Source organism: Clostridium chauvoei, from assembly GCF_002327185.1.
GTDB classification, from domain to species: domain Bacteria; phylum Bacillota; class Clostridia; order Clostridiales; family Clostridiaceae; genus Clostridium; species Clostridium chauvoei.
The window spans coordinates 859605-874812 of record NZ_CP018624.1; the positions used below are offsets into that span (position 1 = coordinate 859605).

Annotated in this window: 12 protein-coding genes and 1 riboswitch; of the genes, 10 read left to right on the forward strand and 2 right to left on the reverse strand. The window is 27.5% G+C overall.

All coding sequences use genetic code 11. The features are described 5' to 3' along the window. Nucleotides 1-23 precede the first annotated feature (23 nt). From BTM21_RS04025 to BTM21_RS04040, 4 genes are all read left to right on the forward strand, one after another. Nucleotides 24-755, forward strand: coding sequence for a YebC/PmpR family DNA-binding transcriptional regulator (locus BTM21_RS04025; RefSeq protein WP_021876003.1), 732 nt, complete (start codon nucleotides 24-26; stop codon nucleotides 753-755). A gap of 462 nt (nucleotides 756-1217) precedes the next feature. Next, nucleotides 1218-3221: a PAS domain-containing sensor histidine kinase gene (locus BTM21_RS04030; protein ID WP_021876002.1), complete on the forward strand. Its 2004-nt coding sequence runs from the start codon at nucleotides 1218-1220 to the stop codon at nucleotides 3219-3221. A 316-nt stretch (nucleotides 3222-3537) separates the two neighbouring features. Further along, nucleotides 3538-5634 carry a 5'-nucleotidase C-terminal domain-containing protein gene (locus BTM21_RS04035; RefSeq protein ID WP_021876001.1) on the forward strand — a complete coding sequence of 699 codons (2097 nt, stop codon included), beginning with the start codon at nucleotides 3538-3540 and terminating at the stop codon, nucleotides 5632-5634. A 121-nt stretch (nucleotides 5635-5755) separates the two neighbouring features. Continuing rightward, on the forward strand, nucleotides 5756-6862 hold the full coding sequence (locus BTM21_RS04040) for a M20/M25/M40 family metallo-hydrolase (RefSeq protein WP_021876000.1): 1107 nt from the start codon (nucleotides 5756-5758) through the stop codon (nucleotides 6860-6862). Nucleotides 6863-6909: 47 nt separating this feature from the next. Here the strand turns inward: BTM21_RS04040 and BTM21_RS04045 are convergent, their stop codons facing one another. Beyond that, entirely contained in the window at nucleotides 6910-7440 is a 531-nt protein-coding gene (locus BTM21_RS04045; protein WP_079481451.1) for a J domain-containing protein, read from the reverse strand. Between the two features lie 425 nt (nucleotides 7441-7865). On the opposite strand from BTM21_RS04045, the gene BTM21_RS04050 reads away from it, so the two are divergent. The 5 genes from BTM21_RS04050 (at nucleotide 7866) to BTM21_RS04070 (ending at nucleotide 13140) form a co-directional block, all read left to right on the forward strand. Then, a complete protein-coding gene (locus BTM21_RS04050) occupies nucleotides 7866-8741 on the forward strand; it encodes a radical SAM/SPASM domain-containing protein (protein ID WP_021875998.1) in 876 nt (291 codons plus the stop codon). 26 nt (nucleotides 8742-8767) lie between these two features. Next, nucleotides 8768-9736: an aromatic acid exporter family protein gene (locus BTM21_RS04055; RefSeq protein ID WP_096145348.1), complete on the forward strand. Its 969-nt coding sequence runs from the start codon at nucleotides 8768-8770 to the stop codon at nucleotides 9734-9736. A gap of 80 nt (nucleotides 9737-9816) precedes the next feature. Continuing rightward, a riboswitch (FMN riboswitch) is annotated at nucleotides 9817-9933 on the forward strand. 175 nt (nucleotides 9934-10108) lie between these two features. Beyond that, nucleotides 10109-11203, forward strand: coding sequence for a bifunctional diaminohydroxyphosphoribosylaminopyrimidine deaminase/5-amino-6-(5-phosphoribosylamino)uracil reductase RibD (gene ribD / locus BTM21_RS04060; RefSeq protein ID WP_021875996.1), 1095 nt, complete (start codon nucleotides 10109-10111; stop codon nucleotides 11201-11203). Between the two features lie 35 nt (nucleotides 11204-11238). Next, complete coding sequence (locus BTM21_RS04065) at nucleotides 11239-11889, forward strand: riboflavin synthase (protein ID WP_021875995.1); 651 nt, start codon at nucleotides 11239-11241, stop codon at nucleotides 11887-11889. Between the two features lie 51 nt (nucleotides 11890-11940). Continuing rightward, nucleotides 11941-13140 carry a bifunctional 3,4-dihydroxy-2-butanone-4-phosphate synthase/GTP cyclohydrolase II gene (locus BTM21_RS04070; protein ID WP_079481449.1) on the forward strand — a complete coding sequence of 400 codons (1200 nt, stop codon included), beginning with the start codon at nucleotides 11941-11943 and terminating at the stop codon, nucleotides 13138-13140. Nucleotides 13141-13327: 187 nt separating this feature from the next. Here the strand turns inward: BTM21_RS04070 and BTM21_RS04075 are convergent, their stop codons facing one another. Further along, a complete protein-coding gene (locus BTM21_RS04075) occupies nucleotides 13328-14542 on the reverse strand; it encodes a DDE-type integrase/transposase/recombinase (protein WP_079481077.1) in 1215 nt (404 codons plus the stop codon). 178 nt (nucleotides 14543-14720) lie between these two features. On the opposite strand from BTM21_RS04075, the gene ribH reads away from it, so the two are divergent. Further along, on the forward strand, nucleotides 14721-15182 hold the full coding sequence (gene ribH / locus BTM21_RS04080) for a 6,7-dimethyl-8-ribityllumazine synthase (RefSeq protein ID WP_021875993.1): 462 nt from the start codon (nucleotides 14721-14723) through the stop codon (nucleotides 15180-15182). Nucleotides 15183-15208: the final 26 nt, after the last annotated feature.

Here is a 15208-nt window from a genome sequence, read left to right on the forward strand (position 1 = left end):
ATAAATGTTGGGAGGAATACTAGATGTCAGGACATTCAAAATGGCATAATATCCAAAATAAAAAGGGAAAAGCAGATGCAAAGAGAGGAAAGATTTTTACTAAATTAGGTAAAGAATTAGTAATTGCAGTTAAAAATGGAGGGCCTATACCTGACAATAACCCAAAACTAAGAGATACAATAGCTAAGGCAAAGGCGGCTAATATGCCTAATGATACAATACAAAGATCAATAAAAAAGGCTTCAGGAGAACTTGCTAGTGTAAATTACGAAAAAATAGTATATGAAGGTTATGGTCCATCAGGGGTAGCTGTAATAGTAGAAACATTAACAGACAATAAAAATAGATCAGCAGGAAATGTAAGAAGTGCCTTCACAAAAGGTGGCGGAAATATGGGGGCTGCTGGATGTGTAGGATTTATGTTCCAAGAAAAGGGAGAAATTGTTATAGAAAAAGCGGACTTAGACGAAGATGAATTAATGATGATGGCGTTAGATGCAGGAGCAGAAGATTTTGCTGCTGAAGAAGAAGTATTTATAGTTACAACAGCGCCAGAAGATTTTAGTCAAGTAAGAGAAGCTTTAGAGGCAGAAGGAATAGAATTCTTAGAAGCAGAAGTTAAGATGATTCCAGATACTTATACTGAAATCAATGAAGATGATGCTAAGAAATTCCAAAAAATGTTAAATTTACTTGAAGATGATGATGATGTTCAAGAAGTTTGGCATAATGCTGAATCTGAATTTTTAGATTAGTATAATTAAAAATAATAAGAAGTGAAATAAAAAATACCTCTTTTATTGCAAGAGACAGCTTATTTTAAATAAGTTATATTGTAATAAAAGAGGTATTTTTATAATTTATAATAAGAAAATAATTATTTTTTATTAGACTTAATATTTCATAGAGAATTTCTAAGTTATAAATTTGATAAAAGTATAGAGTATTATAAATTGGAAGTAAAGTTTATAGTAGTAATTATATTGACAGCACCAATAACAGCAATAATTTCTAATTATTTATGTAAAAAATATATAAAAATCTAAGTAATCCATTATTTTTACTAGAAAATATTTTAATATTTTAAAAAATACTGATAAAATATTACTTTTTAGTCGAGAAGTGATGAAATATGATGTATAAAAAACCAAGAATAATAGTGGAATATATGTTATTATGGTATTTGATATATAAAATAAATGAAATGGGTAACGGGAATGATAGGAAGATTTTACAATGAACCAAGAAGTGATATAAATAGAAAATTAATAAAAAGCATGTTAGTTGGAACAACTATTTTTTTAATTATAACTGTAATTGATATTTTATTTATAGATTTGCTTCCAATAAGTAATTTAGGAGCATCAGTTAGTATAAATAGTATGAACTATGTACTTGGAATAATATCAGTAGCTTGTTGCGCTGTATATTACTATATGTATAAAAGCAATGAATTTTTTATATTAAATCTTAGTTATATAAGTATAGCTATAGAGTATATGTTTGTAAATATTATATTAAATAATTCTATTTTAAAAGAGGTATTTACTTTAAGATTAATAATGTTGCCGTTTTTATTTAGAGCCATTTTATTAACATTAGCAATATTAAACAATAGTAAAGTTGTTAAGGGACTTTTAAAAAGAAAAGACATTTCAGTAATAATAACGATTATAGTAACTATAAGTTCTATTATACTAGAAATGATTATGTATTCTAAAATAGAGAGTAATTATATATATAATATACTATTAGTAATTAATGATTTAATAGTGGTTTATTACTACATATTACTTGTATTATTAGCTAAGAGATGTTTGGAAAAAAACCAATTTATCTATACAATAATAATAACTAGTTTAAGTATTTTTAATATGAGAAGAGTTTACATATTTGAATCAATTGGCTTAAATAATAAGGATATATTTTCTTATAGAAGAGGGTTAGCATTTATAGGATTTACGATTCTTTTGATAGGATTATTTATAGAAATAATAAGGAAAATAAAAGAGAATGAAAAATTAACTAAAGAATTAAAAAATAATGAGAAAATGCTTTTAACTATTACTGAAAATATAAAGGATTTAATTATTACAGAAGACTACGAAGGAAATATAACCTATGTAAATAATGCTGTTGTAGCTAACTTAGGATATACAAAAGAAGAACTTTCAGGGGTAAAGTTTGAAAGTTTAATACAATCAGAGAAAAATATAATAGATAGTAAAAAAGAAGATATAGAATTTAAGGAACAGGAATGGAAAACAAAGTTAAATGGATTATTAACTGTAGAAAGTATAGTTAGTAATATTATCGAAGAAAAGGATGGATTATGCAGAATAATAGTTGCAAGAGATTGTAGTTTCAGAGATAAATTAGAAAAACTTGAGAAGAAGTGTGATGAATTAAAGGAAGTTGAAAATATTAGAAGTCAGTTTTTTGCCAATTTATCTCATGAGTTTAAAACGCCAATAAATATAATTTATTCCTGCATTCAAATGTTAGATACTTATAAGAATTTTCAAGATAAAATGTTAGCTGATACGTATAGAAAATACGATAAAACAATAAAACAAAATTGCTTTAGAATGTTAAGGTTGATTAATAACCTAGTAGATATAACCAAAATAGATTCTGGATTTATAAAAATAAAGCTAACTAATTATGATATAGTAAGCTTAGTTGAAAATATAACTTTATCAACAATACCATATGCGAAAAGTAAAAATATAAGTTTAGTTTTCGATACTCTAATTGAAGAGTTAGAGATAAAATGTAGCCCAGAATACATTGAAAGGATAATATTAAACTTACTATCTAATGCAGTAAAATTTACAAATGATGGAGGGAATATTTTAGTTTTCATAGATTCAGATGAAGAATGGGTAACTATAAAAATTAAAGATGATGGAATAGGAATTCCTACGGAACTTAGAGAAATTATTTTTGAAAGATTTATGCAAATAGATAAGTCTTTCCAAAGGGCTAAAGAAGGTAGTGGCATAGGTTTAGCGTTAGTTAAATCATTAGTAGAACTTCAAGATGGGAAAATTTATTTGAATAGTGATAACATTACTGGAGGAAGCGAGTTTATGATAAAATTACCTAATGAAAAAATAGATTTAGAAGAGATTAAAAGAGAAAATTTTGAAAAAAATAGTTCCAAATTTCTAGTTGATACAGTATCTATAGAGTTTTCAGATATATATGAAATATTATAGCCATTTTAAAGAGGTCTAAATAAAATGATTTTTAATCATTTTATTTAGACCTCTTTTTTAGAAAATTATAATATAATCATTATATAATATATTATGAATATTTTTACAGTAGATTTAAAGTAGCAAAAATATACAATTTTTACTATGAATTTAATAAGTAAATTCTATTGAAAATGAAGTTATAATAAAAAAAATACATATTATTGGAAACTATATTGCAATTAGTAAACATATACATTAAAATGAAAAATGAATTAATTGTTAACAAAAATTCAATTTTATTTTCATTTATCAATATAAGATAGGGGAGAAATATATGTGGAAAAAAACTAATAAAAAGAAGTTTATAGCATTTTTAACTACATTGACTTTGGTTTTAGGATTAATAATGCCAATAAATTGTGAAAAAGTATATGCCGTAGATGGACAACCTACAGAAAAAGTAAGTGAAGTATTTAATAATAAAGATTTAGAGAATAAAATTTTAAAGGATGATAAGAAAACGATTCCTGAAGTTACTAAATCTGTTGAGGAAGTCTATACAAATATAAAAAATATAAAAATTTTAGGGTATGAAGATAATAAAGACTTAGAAAGTAAAGTAGTACAACTGATAAACTTAGGGAAGATTAAATTAAATAAAGATCAAGATAGTATTACTTGGGAAGAAATAAAGAAACAATTATCTGCTGAAGATTTAAAAGCTTTAGTAAAGGGTGTTAATAAGAAAATAGATATTTTAAGTTTTAATGATATACATGGTAGTGTACAAGAAACCAAAAAAAATACAGGTGTTGCTAAGTTAACAACAGAAATAAAAAAATATACGAATAAAAATAATGAAATATATAATAGTTTTATCGTTTCAGGGGGAGACATGTACCAAGGAAGTGCAATGTCAAACTTAAAATTAGGGGAACCAATAAATAAGTTTGCAAAAGAAGTAGGGTTACTTGCTTCAGCTGTCGGAAATCATGAATTTGATTGGGGAACAAATAATTTTGAAAAATGGCAAGAAGATGGTGGATTCCAGTTTTTAGCAGCGAATTTAATAGATAAAAGAACAAATAATATTGCTTCTTTTGCTAAACCTTATTTAGTAGTAGAAGAAAATGGAGTTAAGATTGGATTAATAGGTTTAGCTACACCGGATACTTTATATACTACTAAACCAACAAATGTAGTAGATTATGATTTTACAAGTGGTGTAGAAGAAGTAAATAAGTATGGTAAGCTTTTAAGAGAACAAGAGCATGTAGATGCTGTAGTAGTTATTACACATATGGGTGCAAAACTTGAAAATGGAGAATTAAAAGGTGAAGCTGTAGATATTGCTAAAAACGTACAAAAAGGAATGGTAGATGCAATTGTAGCAGCTCATGATCATAGATTTACAGCTGGAGAGGTTAATGGAGTAAGGATTGCCGAAGGTGGTTGTAATGGTAAAGGATTAGGTAAAGTAAGCTTTACTTTTGACCCATCAGGAAAGTTAGTATCAGTTGAAAGCTCTTACGATGAAGTTTATAAGAGAAAAGATACAATTAAAGCAGATGAAAAAGTACAAGCTATGGTTAAACAATATGAAAAAGAATTAGAAATTATATTAGGTGAAAAAATAGCTGATTTAGACGTTGACTTAACAAATGATAAGTACAATGGAATAACTGTACTTGGAGTTACAGTCTGTGAAGCTATGAAAAAAATTACAGGCGCTGATATTGCAATAACTAATGGTGGAGGATTAAGAGCACCTATAAATAAAGGGGTAGTTACAATGGGAGATTTATATACAGTACTTCCTTTTGATAATACTTTAGTAACTATGGACCTTAAAGGTGAGGATATAATAAAGATAATTGATTATGGAATAGATCCTAAAACTAGAGGTTGGGGACAATTTTCAGGAGTTAAGATTTGGTATAATCCTGAAAATGAATTAGGAAATAGAATAACATCAGTAAGATTGCCAGATGGAACAAAATTAGAAAGTAATAAATATTATAAAGTTGTAACTAATGATTTTATGGCAGTTGGTGGAGATAACTATGATTTCTCAAAAGCTATAAATGTAAATAATGCAGGTTTAGTAATGAGAGATGAAATAGCAGATCTTTGGAGAAAAGAAGGTATAAGTCCTAAGGAAACTAATATTTTAGTATCAGGAGTTGATGATACTAAAGATGTAGTAATACCAAATACAAGCAAGGATAAAAATGAAACAATATCAAAAGATGAGAATAAGAAACCAGAAGTTTCACAAGGAAAAACAACTCAAGCTAATAAAGTAAACAAAGGTAAATCAACTAAACTTCCTAAGACAGGAACTCCATTTGGAGCAACTGCGATGGAAATAACAGGATTTATGGCATTAGCAATAGGTGGATATTTATCTAAGAAGAAAAAGGTTTCGTAGGATAAATATAAATTGACACTATTAATATTACTGGGATTTTTGATCTCAGTAATATTTTTTTGTTTTATATGTTATAATAAATTAATATATTTAACTTAAGTCTATTTTAGGAGGAATACTCATGATAAATAAAGATAGAGTTTTAAAAAGATTTTTAGATTATGTTCAAATTGATTCAGAAAGTTATAAAGAAGGAACCTTTGCAAAAAGGCTTGCAAAGGATTTAGAAGAATTAGGATTAGAAGTAGAATTTGATAAAGCTTATGAAGTTGTAAAATCAGATACTGGGAACTTAATAGCTAGATTAAAGGGGAATAGAGAAGGCGAACCAATTCTATTTGCTTGTCATATGGATACAGTTACTCCATGTACAAATATAAAACCAATTATAAAAGATGGGATTATATATTCAGATGGAACAACAGTACTTGGCGGAGATGACAAGGGTGGAATAGCTGCAATTATTGAAGCTTTAACAGTTATAAAAGAAAACAATATAAAACATCCTACTATTGAAATTGTATTTACAATTGCAGAAGAAGTTGGGATATATGGAGCTAAAAATTTAGATTATTCTAAGATTGAATCTAAAAGTGCTTTTATATTTGATACAAGTGGAGATATAGGAACTATAGTTATTAAAGGACCAGCACAAGATAAACTATTAGTTAAAATTAAAGGAAAGTCAGCTCATGCAGGAGTATGTCCAGAAGATGGTATAAGTGCAATTCAAATAGCTTCTGAAGCAATAGCTAATATGAAGTTATTAAGAATAGATGAAAATACAACTGCAAATATAGGGAAAATTAATGGTGGAGTAGCAACTAATATAGTTTGTCCAGAAGTTATTATTGAAGCAGAAACTAGAAGTACAGTAATAGAAAGTCTAGAGAAGCAAACAGCCCATATGATAGAGACTTTTGAAAATGCAGCCAAAAAATTTGGTGGAGAAGTTGAAATAAGTGTAAATAGATTATTTGGCCAATTTGTAATTGATGAAAATGATGAAATTGTAAATAAGGCTAAAAAAGCATTAAAAGCTATTGGTATAGAAGGAAAAACAACATCAACAGGTGGCGGAAGTGATACTAATGTATTTAATGGTAATGGCTTAAAGGCTATAAATTTATCTAGTGGAGAAAGAAAACCTCATACATTAGAAGAACATATGAAAATAGAAGATTTGGAAATATTATCAAAATTAATAGTTGAATTAGCAAGAGTATAAAAAAGGTGGAATTAAATTCCACCTTTTTTATAAAGAAAATCTAAAAGTTAACACATACCATTATTTCCACCACCAGCATTTCCGCCAGGGCAGCCTGACATATTATTACTAGTATTAGTGTTATTAGGTTGAGTGTTATGTTGTTTATAAACATTCATAATCTCATTAGCTCTTGATTGAAGTGTTACTAAGCTATCTTTATACTCAGAATTTTCAGGGTCAAGATCAGTAGCTGTTTTAATATGATTTACAGCTGTATCAAACCAACCCTTTTTCAAAGAGATAAATCCTTGAAGGTAATTCCATTCTGCAGAATTTCTATGATCAATTAGATTTAATTTAGATTCTGCTAAAACAAAATTATTATTTTCAATCAAGTTTCTAATTTCTTTGTATAAATTTCCGTTTATTAATAAATCATAAGCTATGTTTGCATCAGTTAAAGCTTTTTCAGTTGAAGAATTAACAGAAAGATTATTCATGTTTACATTAAATTTTGCAAGTACATTATTGTAAGCATTTTTGATTTCATCTGTAGATGAGTCTGGTTGAACTCCTAACACTTTATATGGATCCACTTTTAATTCACCCCTTAAATAATTTTAATAGTACTACTTTAAATATATTTTAAGATTTCAATATTATTCTAATAATTAAATTAAAGAATTGTTACAAAAAAAATTATTTTAATTAAACAAGCAAGTTTTATAAAAAGAAAAATCGGATTTCTAAAATAGAAATCCGATTTTATTTAGGCAAAAAAAGTATTTTATATTTTAATTAAAGTAGAGCTTGGCATCCGGCGAAGGACAAACCAAGCTCTACAGGTAATTAGCACTTAACGTACCAACTGCTAGTATATAATACCATGATGGTAAAATAAATTCAACAAGAATTTTATGGTAAATAGATTATAAGAAATAAATTTATAAATATATTGGCAAATTTATATATAGTATGGTAAGTTAATAATTATGAAATTAGAATTAGAGGAGAAAAGCAAATGACAAGATTTAAAAAGGTTTATATAGAAACCACTAATATATGCAATTTAAGTTGTAATTTTTGTCCTAAGACTAAAAGAAAACCAATGTTTATGGATGTGAAGGCATTTACTTATATAGTTAAAAGTATAAAACCTTATACAAATCATATATATTTTCATTTAATGGGGGAACCTTTTCTAAATAAAAATATAGAAGAATTTTTAAGAATAAGTAATGATGAAAATTTAAAAGTGAATATTACCACAAATGGAACATTAATTAATGAGGTTAAAGATATTTTATTAAAATCAAAGGCTTTAAGACAATTAAATATTTCACTTCATAGTTTTGAAGCAAATACTGAAAATGTAGATTTTAATAAGTATATAAAAGATATAATTAATTTTATTATAGAAGCTACTGAAACAACAGATATAATATGCTCATTAAGATTATGGAATATGGATAGTGAAGAATTAAAGGCAAGCAACAAATTAAATAATGATATATTTAGTTTATTGGAAGAAATGTTAAAATTAGATATTAATTTAAGAGAAACTTTAAGTCAAAAAAATGGAGTAAAGCTTAAAAAAAATATATATATTAATATGGCAGAAAAATTTAACTGGCCTAATATAGATCTTAAAAATGAAGAGCAAGAAATATTTTGTTATGGATTAAGAGATCAAATTGGAATATTAGTAGATGGAACTGTAGTCCCTTGTTGTCTAGATAGCGAAGGTAATATACCCTTAGGAAATATTTTTAAAATGCCTATAGATAATATTATAAACTCAAAAAGAGCACAGGATATTTATGATGGATTTTCAAGAAGGTGTGCAGTTGAAGATTTATGCAAAAGATGTGGATATGCTAAAAGGTATAAAAAGTAATAGCATATTTTAGGCGGAGGTAGTAAATGAAACATATTTATAATTTAGCGTTTAAAATGGCTATATCTGCAACAGTTGCTTTAATATTTGCCAATTCTTTAAATTTAAAGTTTGGGCCAGTTGCTGCAGTAATAGCTATATTAAGTATACAAGATACTAGAAAAAAGGCTTTAATAGTAGGCAGGAATAGAGCCTTTGCATGTTTGATAGGACAAGGAATATCATTTGTTCTATATATTTTTATTGGACAAAATCCAATAGTTTTTGGACTTTTTCTTATAATATTTATTCCATTAACATCTAAATTAAAGATTGAAGAAGGTATGATAGCAGCGGTGGTTTTATCAACCCATTTATTAGTAGCTGAAAATATAAATTTTTATTGGATTGTAAATGAAATCCTTATTATGTTAATTGGTATAGGGACTTCAGCAATTGCTAATTTATTTATGCCATCATTAGAACATAAATTTAAGAAAAATAAAGATTATATAGAAGAATCTTTTAGAGTAATATTGTTTAAGATGTCAAAGTCTTTACTTACTCATACAGTAGATATTGATGAAGCAAAATTAATGAATGAGTTAGAAAGAAATTTAGATGAAAGTAAAAATACAGCGTATAAGATAGTAAACAATAATTTCTTTAAAACAAATTCATATCATACCGATTATATAAATATGAGATTAAATCAATTTGATACTATAAAAAGAATGAGACTACATTTTGATAAATTTTCAATGTCTTTTAAACAAACTACTATAATGGCAAACTTTATAAAAGAAGTAGCTAAAAATATAAAAGAAGCTAATGATTGTAGAGAGCTACTTAGAAAATTAAATATATTAAGAGCTGAATTTAAAAAAATGGAGTTACCAAAAACCAGAGAAGAATTTGAAAATAGATCACAATTACTTCAGCTTTTAAATGATATGGAGGAATTCTTAGAAATAAAAAGGAATTTTGTGAAGAGTTCTTTAAAACATGAAATTTAGTATGTCATCATGAATTAGTAAAACAAGGAAATATTGACAAATATTTAGAATAGATATAATATAATAGTATAAAAGTTAATAAGTTTCTTCAGGGCAGGGTGAAAATCCCTACCGGCGGTAAAGCCCGCGAGCTATTTTTAGCATGATTCGGTGAAATTCCGAGGCCGACAGTATAGTCTGGATGAGAGAAGAAAAATTTAAATTTAAAACTATGATTATATTTATAGATTTTTTGCTCTGAACTTTTTTAGTTCAGAGTTTTTTGTTTTTATAAATAGATATAGTGTATTTCTGCATAGAAATTTTAAGTTTATAAAAGCCCTGAATAATAATACTCAGGGCTTTTATTATTTTTTAGGGGAGGATAAATCTATGGATGAAGCTTTTATGAGAAGAGCATTAGAGTTAGCTAAGAAAGGGGAAGGTAGTGTTAATCCAAATCCATTAGTTGGGGCAGTTATAGTAAAAAGTGGTAAGGTTATAGGAGAGGGATATCATCGTGAGTTTGGTAAGGAGCATGCAGAAATTAATGCAATAAAAAATGCTAAAGATAATTTAAATGGAGCAGATTTATATGTAACTTTAGAACCCTGTTGTCATTATGGTAAAACACCTCCTTGTGTTGAAACAATAAAAAAATATGGATTCAGAAGGGTAATAATAGGAACCTTAGATTTAAACCCAATAGTAAGAGGAAAAGGCATTAAAATTCTTAAAGAAGCAGGTATAGAAGTAGTAGTAGGGATTTTAGAAGAGGATTGTAGAATTTTAAATGAAATATTTAATCATTATATTATGAAAAAAAAACCATTTGTAGCTTTAAAATGGGCAATGACAATGGATGGTAAGATAGCTACTTGTGATTATAAATCAAAGTGGATTACCAACGAAAAATCTAGAGCTTTTGTCCATAATTTAAGAAATAAATATAAAGGAATAATGGTTGGTATAAATACTATATTAAAAGATAACCCAGATTTAAGGTGTAGAAATGAAGATTTTAAAAACAAAGATCATTTTAGGATAATTTTAGATAGTAATTTAAGAATTCCTTTAGAGTCAAAAGTTTTAGAAAATCAAGATTATTCTAAAACTATTATTTTTACAACTAAAGGGGCTAATAAGACAAATAAAGTACTTCTAGAAAATAAAGGAATAGAAGTTATAGAAGTAAAAGAAAAAGAAGGCAAAATAAATTTAAAAGAAGTAATGCAGATATTAGGTAATAAAAATATAGATTCTATTCTTGTTGAGGGAGGAGGCACTTTAAATTTTTCCCTTTTAAAAGAAGGGCTAGCCAATAAAATATATGAATTTATATCTCCTAAAATTTTTGGTGGAAAAGAGGCATTAACTCCTGTTGAAGGGGGTGGAGTTGGACAAGTTGAAGAAGCATATAAGCCAGAAATAGAAGAGCTTTTAAGATTTGATAATGATATTTTATTGGTGGGAAAATTCAACAATTAACTTTATAAGCTTTAGATTAATTAGGAGGGTTATAAATGTTTACAGGAATTATAGAAGAAATAGGAGAAGTAAAGTTTATAGAAAAAAGAGAGAAAGCATATAAGGTATTTATAAAATGCAAAAAAGTATTAGATGAAGTAAAAATAGGTGATAGTATAGCAACAAATGGTGTTTGTTTAAGCATAACAGAAAAGGGGAAAGATTTTTTTTCAGCTTATGTAATGAAAGAAACTCTAGATAAAAGTAATTTAATTTATTTAAAGATAGGTTCTAAGTTAAATTTAGAAAGAGCTATGAAAATTAATGATAGGATTAATGGACATATTGTAAGTGGGCATATTGATTCTACAGCTGAAATAGTTAGTTTTAGAAAAGAAGAGCAAACTACTTGGATTACCTTAAAAGCAGATAAAGCTACAAGTAAATATATAGTATATAAAGGATCTATTGCTCTTGATGGAATAAGCTTAACAGTAGCTAAGGTTAATAATAATATTTTTAGTGTATCATTAATTCCACATAGCCAAGAAGGAACTACTTTAATTAGTAAGAATATAGGAGATAAAGTTAATATTGAAGGTGATATTTTAGCTAAATATTTAGAGCGTTTATATGTAAAGAAAGATATTGAAGATAATAATTCTAATATTTCAAGAGAATATCTAATAAAACATGGATTTATGTAGTGATTATAATATTGAGTGAAGGGTGGTGAAGGGAAGAAATTCCCTAAGATTATGAGTAAATTTATTTCTATAGAAGAAGCAATAAAGGAAATAAAAAAAGGAAAGATGATTATAGTTATAGATGATGAAGATAGAGAAAATGAAGGCGATTTAGTAATGGCAGCAGAGCTTGTAGATGGAGAAAGTATAAATTTTATGGCCACATATGGTAAGGGGTTAATTTGTACACCTATAAGTGAAGAGATAGCAAATAAGTTAAATTTAAATCCAATGGTAGAGGATAATACAGACAATCATGAAACAGCATTTACAGTATCAATAGATTATAAAGATACTAATACAGGAATTTCAGCTTTTGAAAGAGCAAATACAATTATAAACTTAATTAAAGAGGATAGTGTGCCAGGAGATTTTAGAAGACCAGGTCATATTTTTCCTTTAATAGGTAAAAAAGGTGGGGTTTTAAAAAGAGCTGGACATACAGAAGCATCATTAGATTTAGTTAAATTAGCTGGGCTAAAAGAAGCTGGAGTTATATGTGAAATAATTAAAGAAGATGGGACTATGGCAAGAACACCAGAACTGGTAGAGTTTAGTAAAAAGCATGATATCGGTATTATAACTATTAAAGATTTAATAGCTTATAGAAATCAAAGAGAAATTCTTGTTGAAAAAGTAGTAGAAACTAAAATGCCAACACAATATGGAGAATTTAAAGCTATAGGATTTATAAATAAATTAAATGGAGAGCATCATGTTGCTTTAGTAAAAGGAGAGGTAGAGAAGGAAGATTCTGTTTTAATTAGAGTTCATTCAGAATGTTTAACAGGAGATGTTTTTGGATCTAAAAGATGTGATTGTGGTGAACAATTTGATAGAGCAATGAAGCAAATAGCTAAGGAAGGAAAAGGTATTCTTCTTTATATGAGGCAAGAAGGAAGAGGAATAGGGTTAATAAACAAATTAAAAGCATATAAACTTCAAGATGAAGGCTTAGATACTGTTGAAGCAAATATAAAATTAGGCTTTCCAGAGGATCTTAGAGATTATGGTATTGGAGCTCAAATATTAAAAGTATTAGGAGTTAAGAAAATCCGTTTAATGACTAACAACCCTAAAAAAATTTCAGGTTTAGAAGGATATGGGCTTAGTATTATTGAGAGAGTTCCAATAGAAATTGAATCCAATAAAGATAATAGGTTTTATTTAAAAACTAAAAAAGAAAAAATGGAACATTTACTTAATATATAACAAATTTAAATAAAAAAATTAATTTATGATAGTGTAAAGTTTCGTATGAAAAAATAGCTTACAGCTAATTTGGAATAATAGTTAAAAATATCTTTGCAATATCTAAGAAAATTTTAAAATTGAATATGCTAAAAAGACCTTCGGTAACGGAGGCAAAAACTTAATCAATATTTGATTTTATGATTTATCAAGAAGTTTGTGATTCTTGCATATGTAATATGGTTTGTTGACCGAGACTGATAAGAATTTGCCACTTTGCAGGCATATTGTCAATACCATCTAGTTGCTTTAATTCGTTTAAAGGACGCCAGTAATTGTAAGGATGCGGGCGTAAGAAATTGTAATAAGCAACCCAAAGGGAGAAGCCATAAAGAGCACCTTCATCACTTCCATAACCACAGGTACCCCTGTAGGAAGATTTAAAGGTACGGTTTAAACGCTCTACAACTTGCTCAACCCAACGAAATTCTTCAGATACTGGATCATCGTTAGTAAGTCCGATAACTTGAGTTAGATTAAATTCTTTATTTTTTTCTAATTCAAATTGTTGCTTCGCTAACGGATATGAACTGTAACCATCGGCAACAAAGTTTAAAGCTTTTCCAGAGAAGTCTTTAAACTTATCAAAAGCCATACGCATTGTTAGTATACAAGGGTCAGTAGCTCTTGTATCAGATACTTGATAACCTAGAATAGACATTTTACAATTAACGTGATAAGTCAAGCATAGTCCCATTATATGCGGGCTAAACTTCTTAAAACTAAATCCGGTAGCATGTTTTGATATTGGATTTAGTTTTAAGAAGTTAATATTAAATTCACGATATATGTAATGAAGCTTATACTTGTATTTATCACAAGGATCAATATTCTTTGGAAGATTCTTAAGATTTCTTTGATAGTATAAGCATTTAGAATTATTACATTTATGTATTTTAAAGTGCTTGCGTTGCTTTTGTTCCGTAAGCGTAGCACCGCAATAAGGACATATAAATACTATTGGTTTAGTTGTGTAATTAGTTTCTTTAAATGTAAGACCACAAACTTTACATTGAAACTGTCCTTTACTGCCATTGTTATCGTATATATATTCATGTGGTGCACCACACTTAGGACATTTAGTTTTTTTAGGGATAGACTTCCCGTTCCGTCTTTGGGCGGGTTTTACGGTCTTGTTATATTTATGTTTGTAATAAGCTAAAAGTAATATATAGTCTACTTTTTCAAATCTAATAATTGTGGGTAGCTTATCTACTTTGAATTTTTGGTATTCTGGGCTATTAGAATCATCAAATATCATCTGGTTAAGTGGAATATGTTGTGAGATGAATAAAAGTAATTGACCGATAATGGCAATTAAATATTGATTATAAGTAATTAAATAAGTTATAATTGAATCTATAATAACGATATCCTTTCATGTGTGATTTTGTTTGGTGAGAGATTCAATTTTAACATGAAATTAGGGGGTCGTTATTTTTTTATACAAAAAAACTGGCGAAACCTTGATATATAAAGATTTAAAAAGAAAAGTAGGGTAAAAAACTTTACACTAACTAATTTATAAAGGAGATTAATTTATGAGAATAATACAAGGAGATTTAATAGGCAAAGGAAAAAAATATGCAATTGTATCAGCAAGATTTAATGAATTTATAGTATCAAAATTAGTAGATGGAGCAATAGATGCATTTAAAAGACATGGGGTAGATGAAGGTGATATTGATATAGCTTGGGTGCCAGGAGCTTTTGAAATACCTCTAATTGCAAAGAAACTAGCCAAAACTAATAATTATGATGCAATAGTATGTTTAGGGGCAGTAATACGGGGAACAACTAGTCATTATGATTATGTTTGTTCAGAAGTGTCAAAGGGAGTTGCGAATGTAGGGTTAGATACTGAAGTTCCAGTAATATTTGGAGTAATAACTACAGAGAATATAGAACAAGCTATCGAAAGAGCAGGAACTAAGGCTGGAAACAAAGGATTTGATTCTGCTATATCAGCTATAGAAATGACAAATTTATTAGACTCTATATAAATAAAGTAGGATTTTTTAAAGTCCTA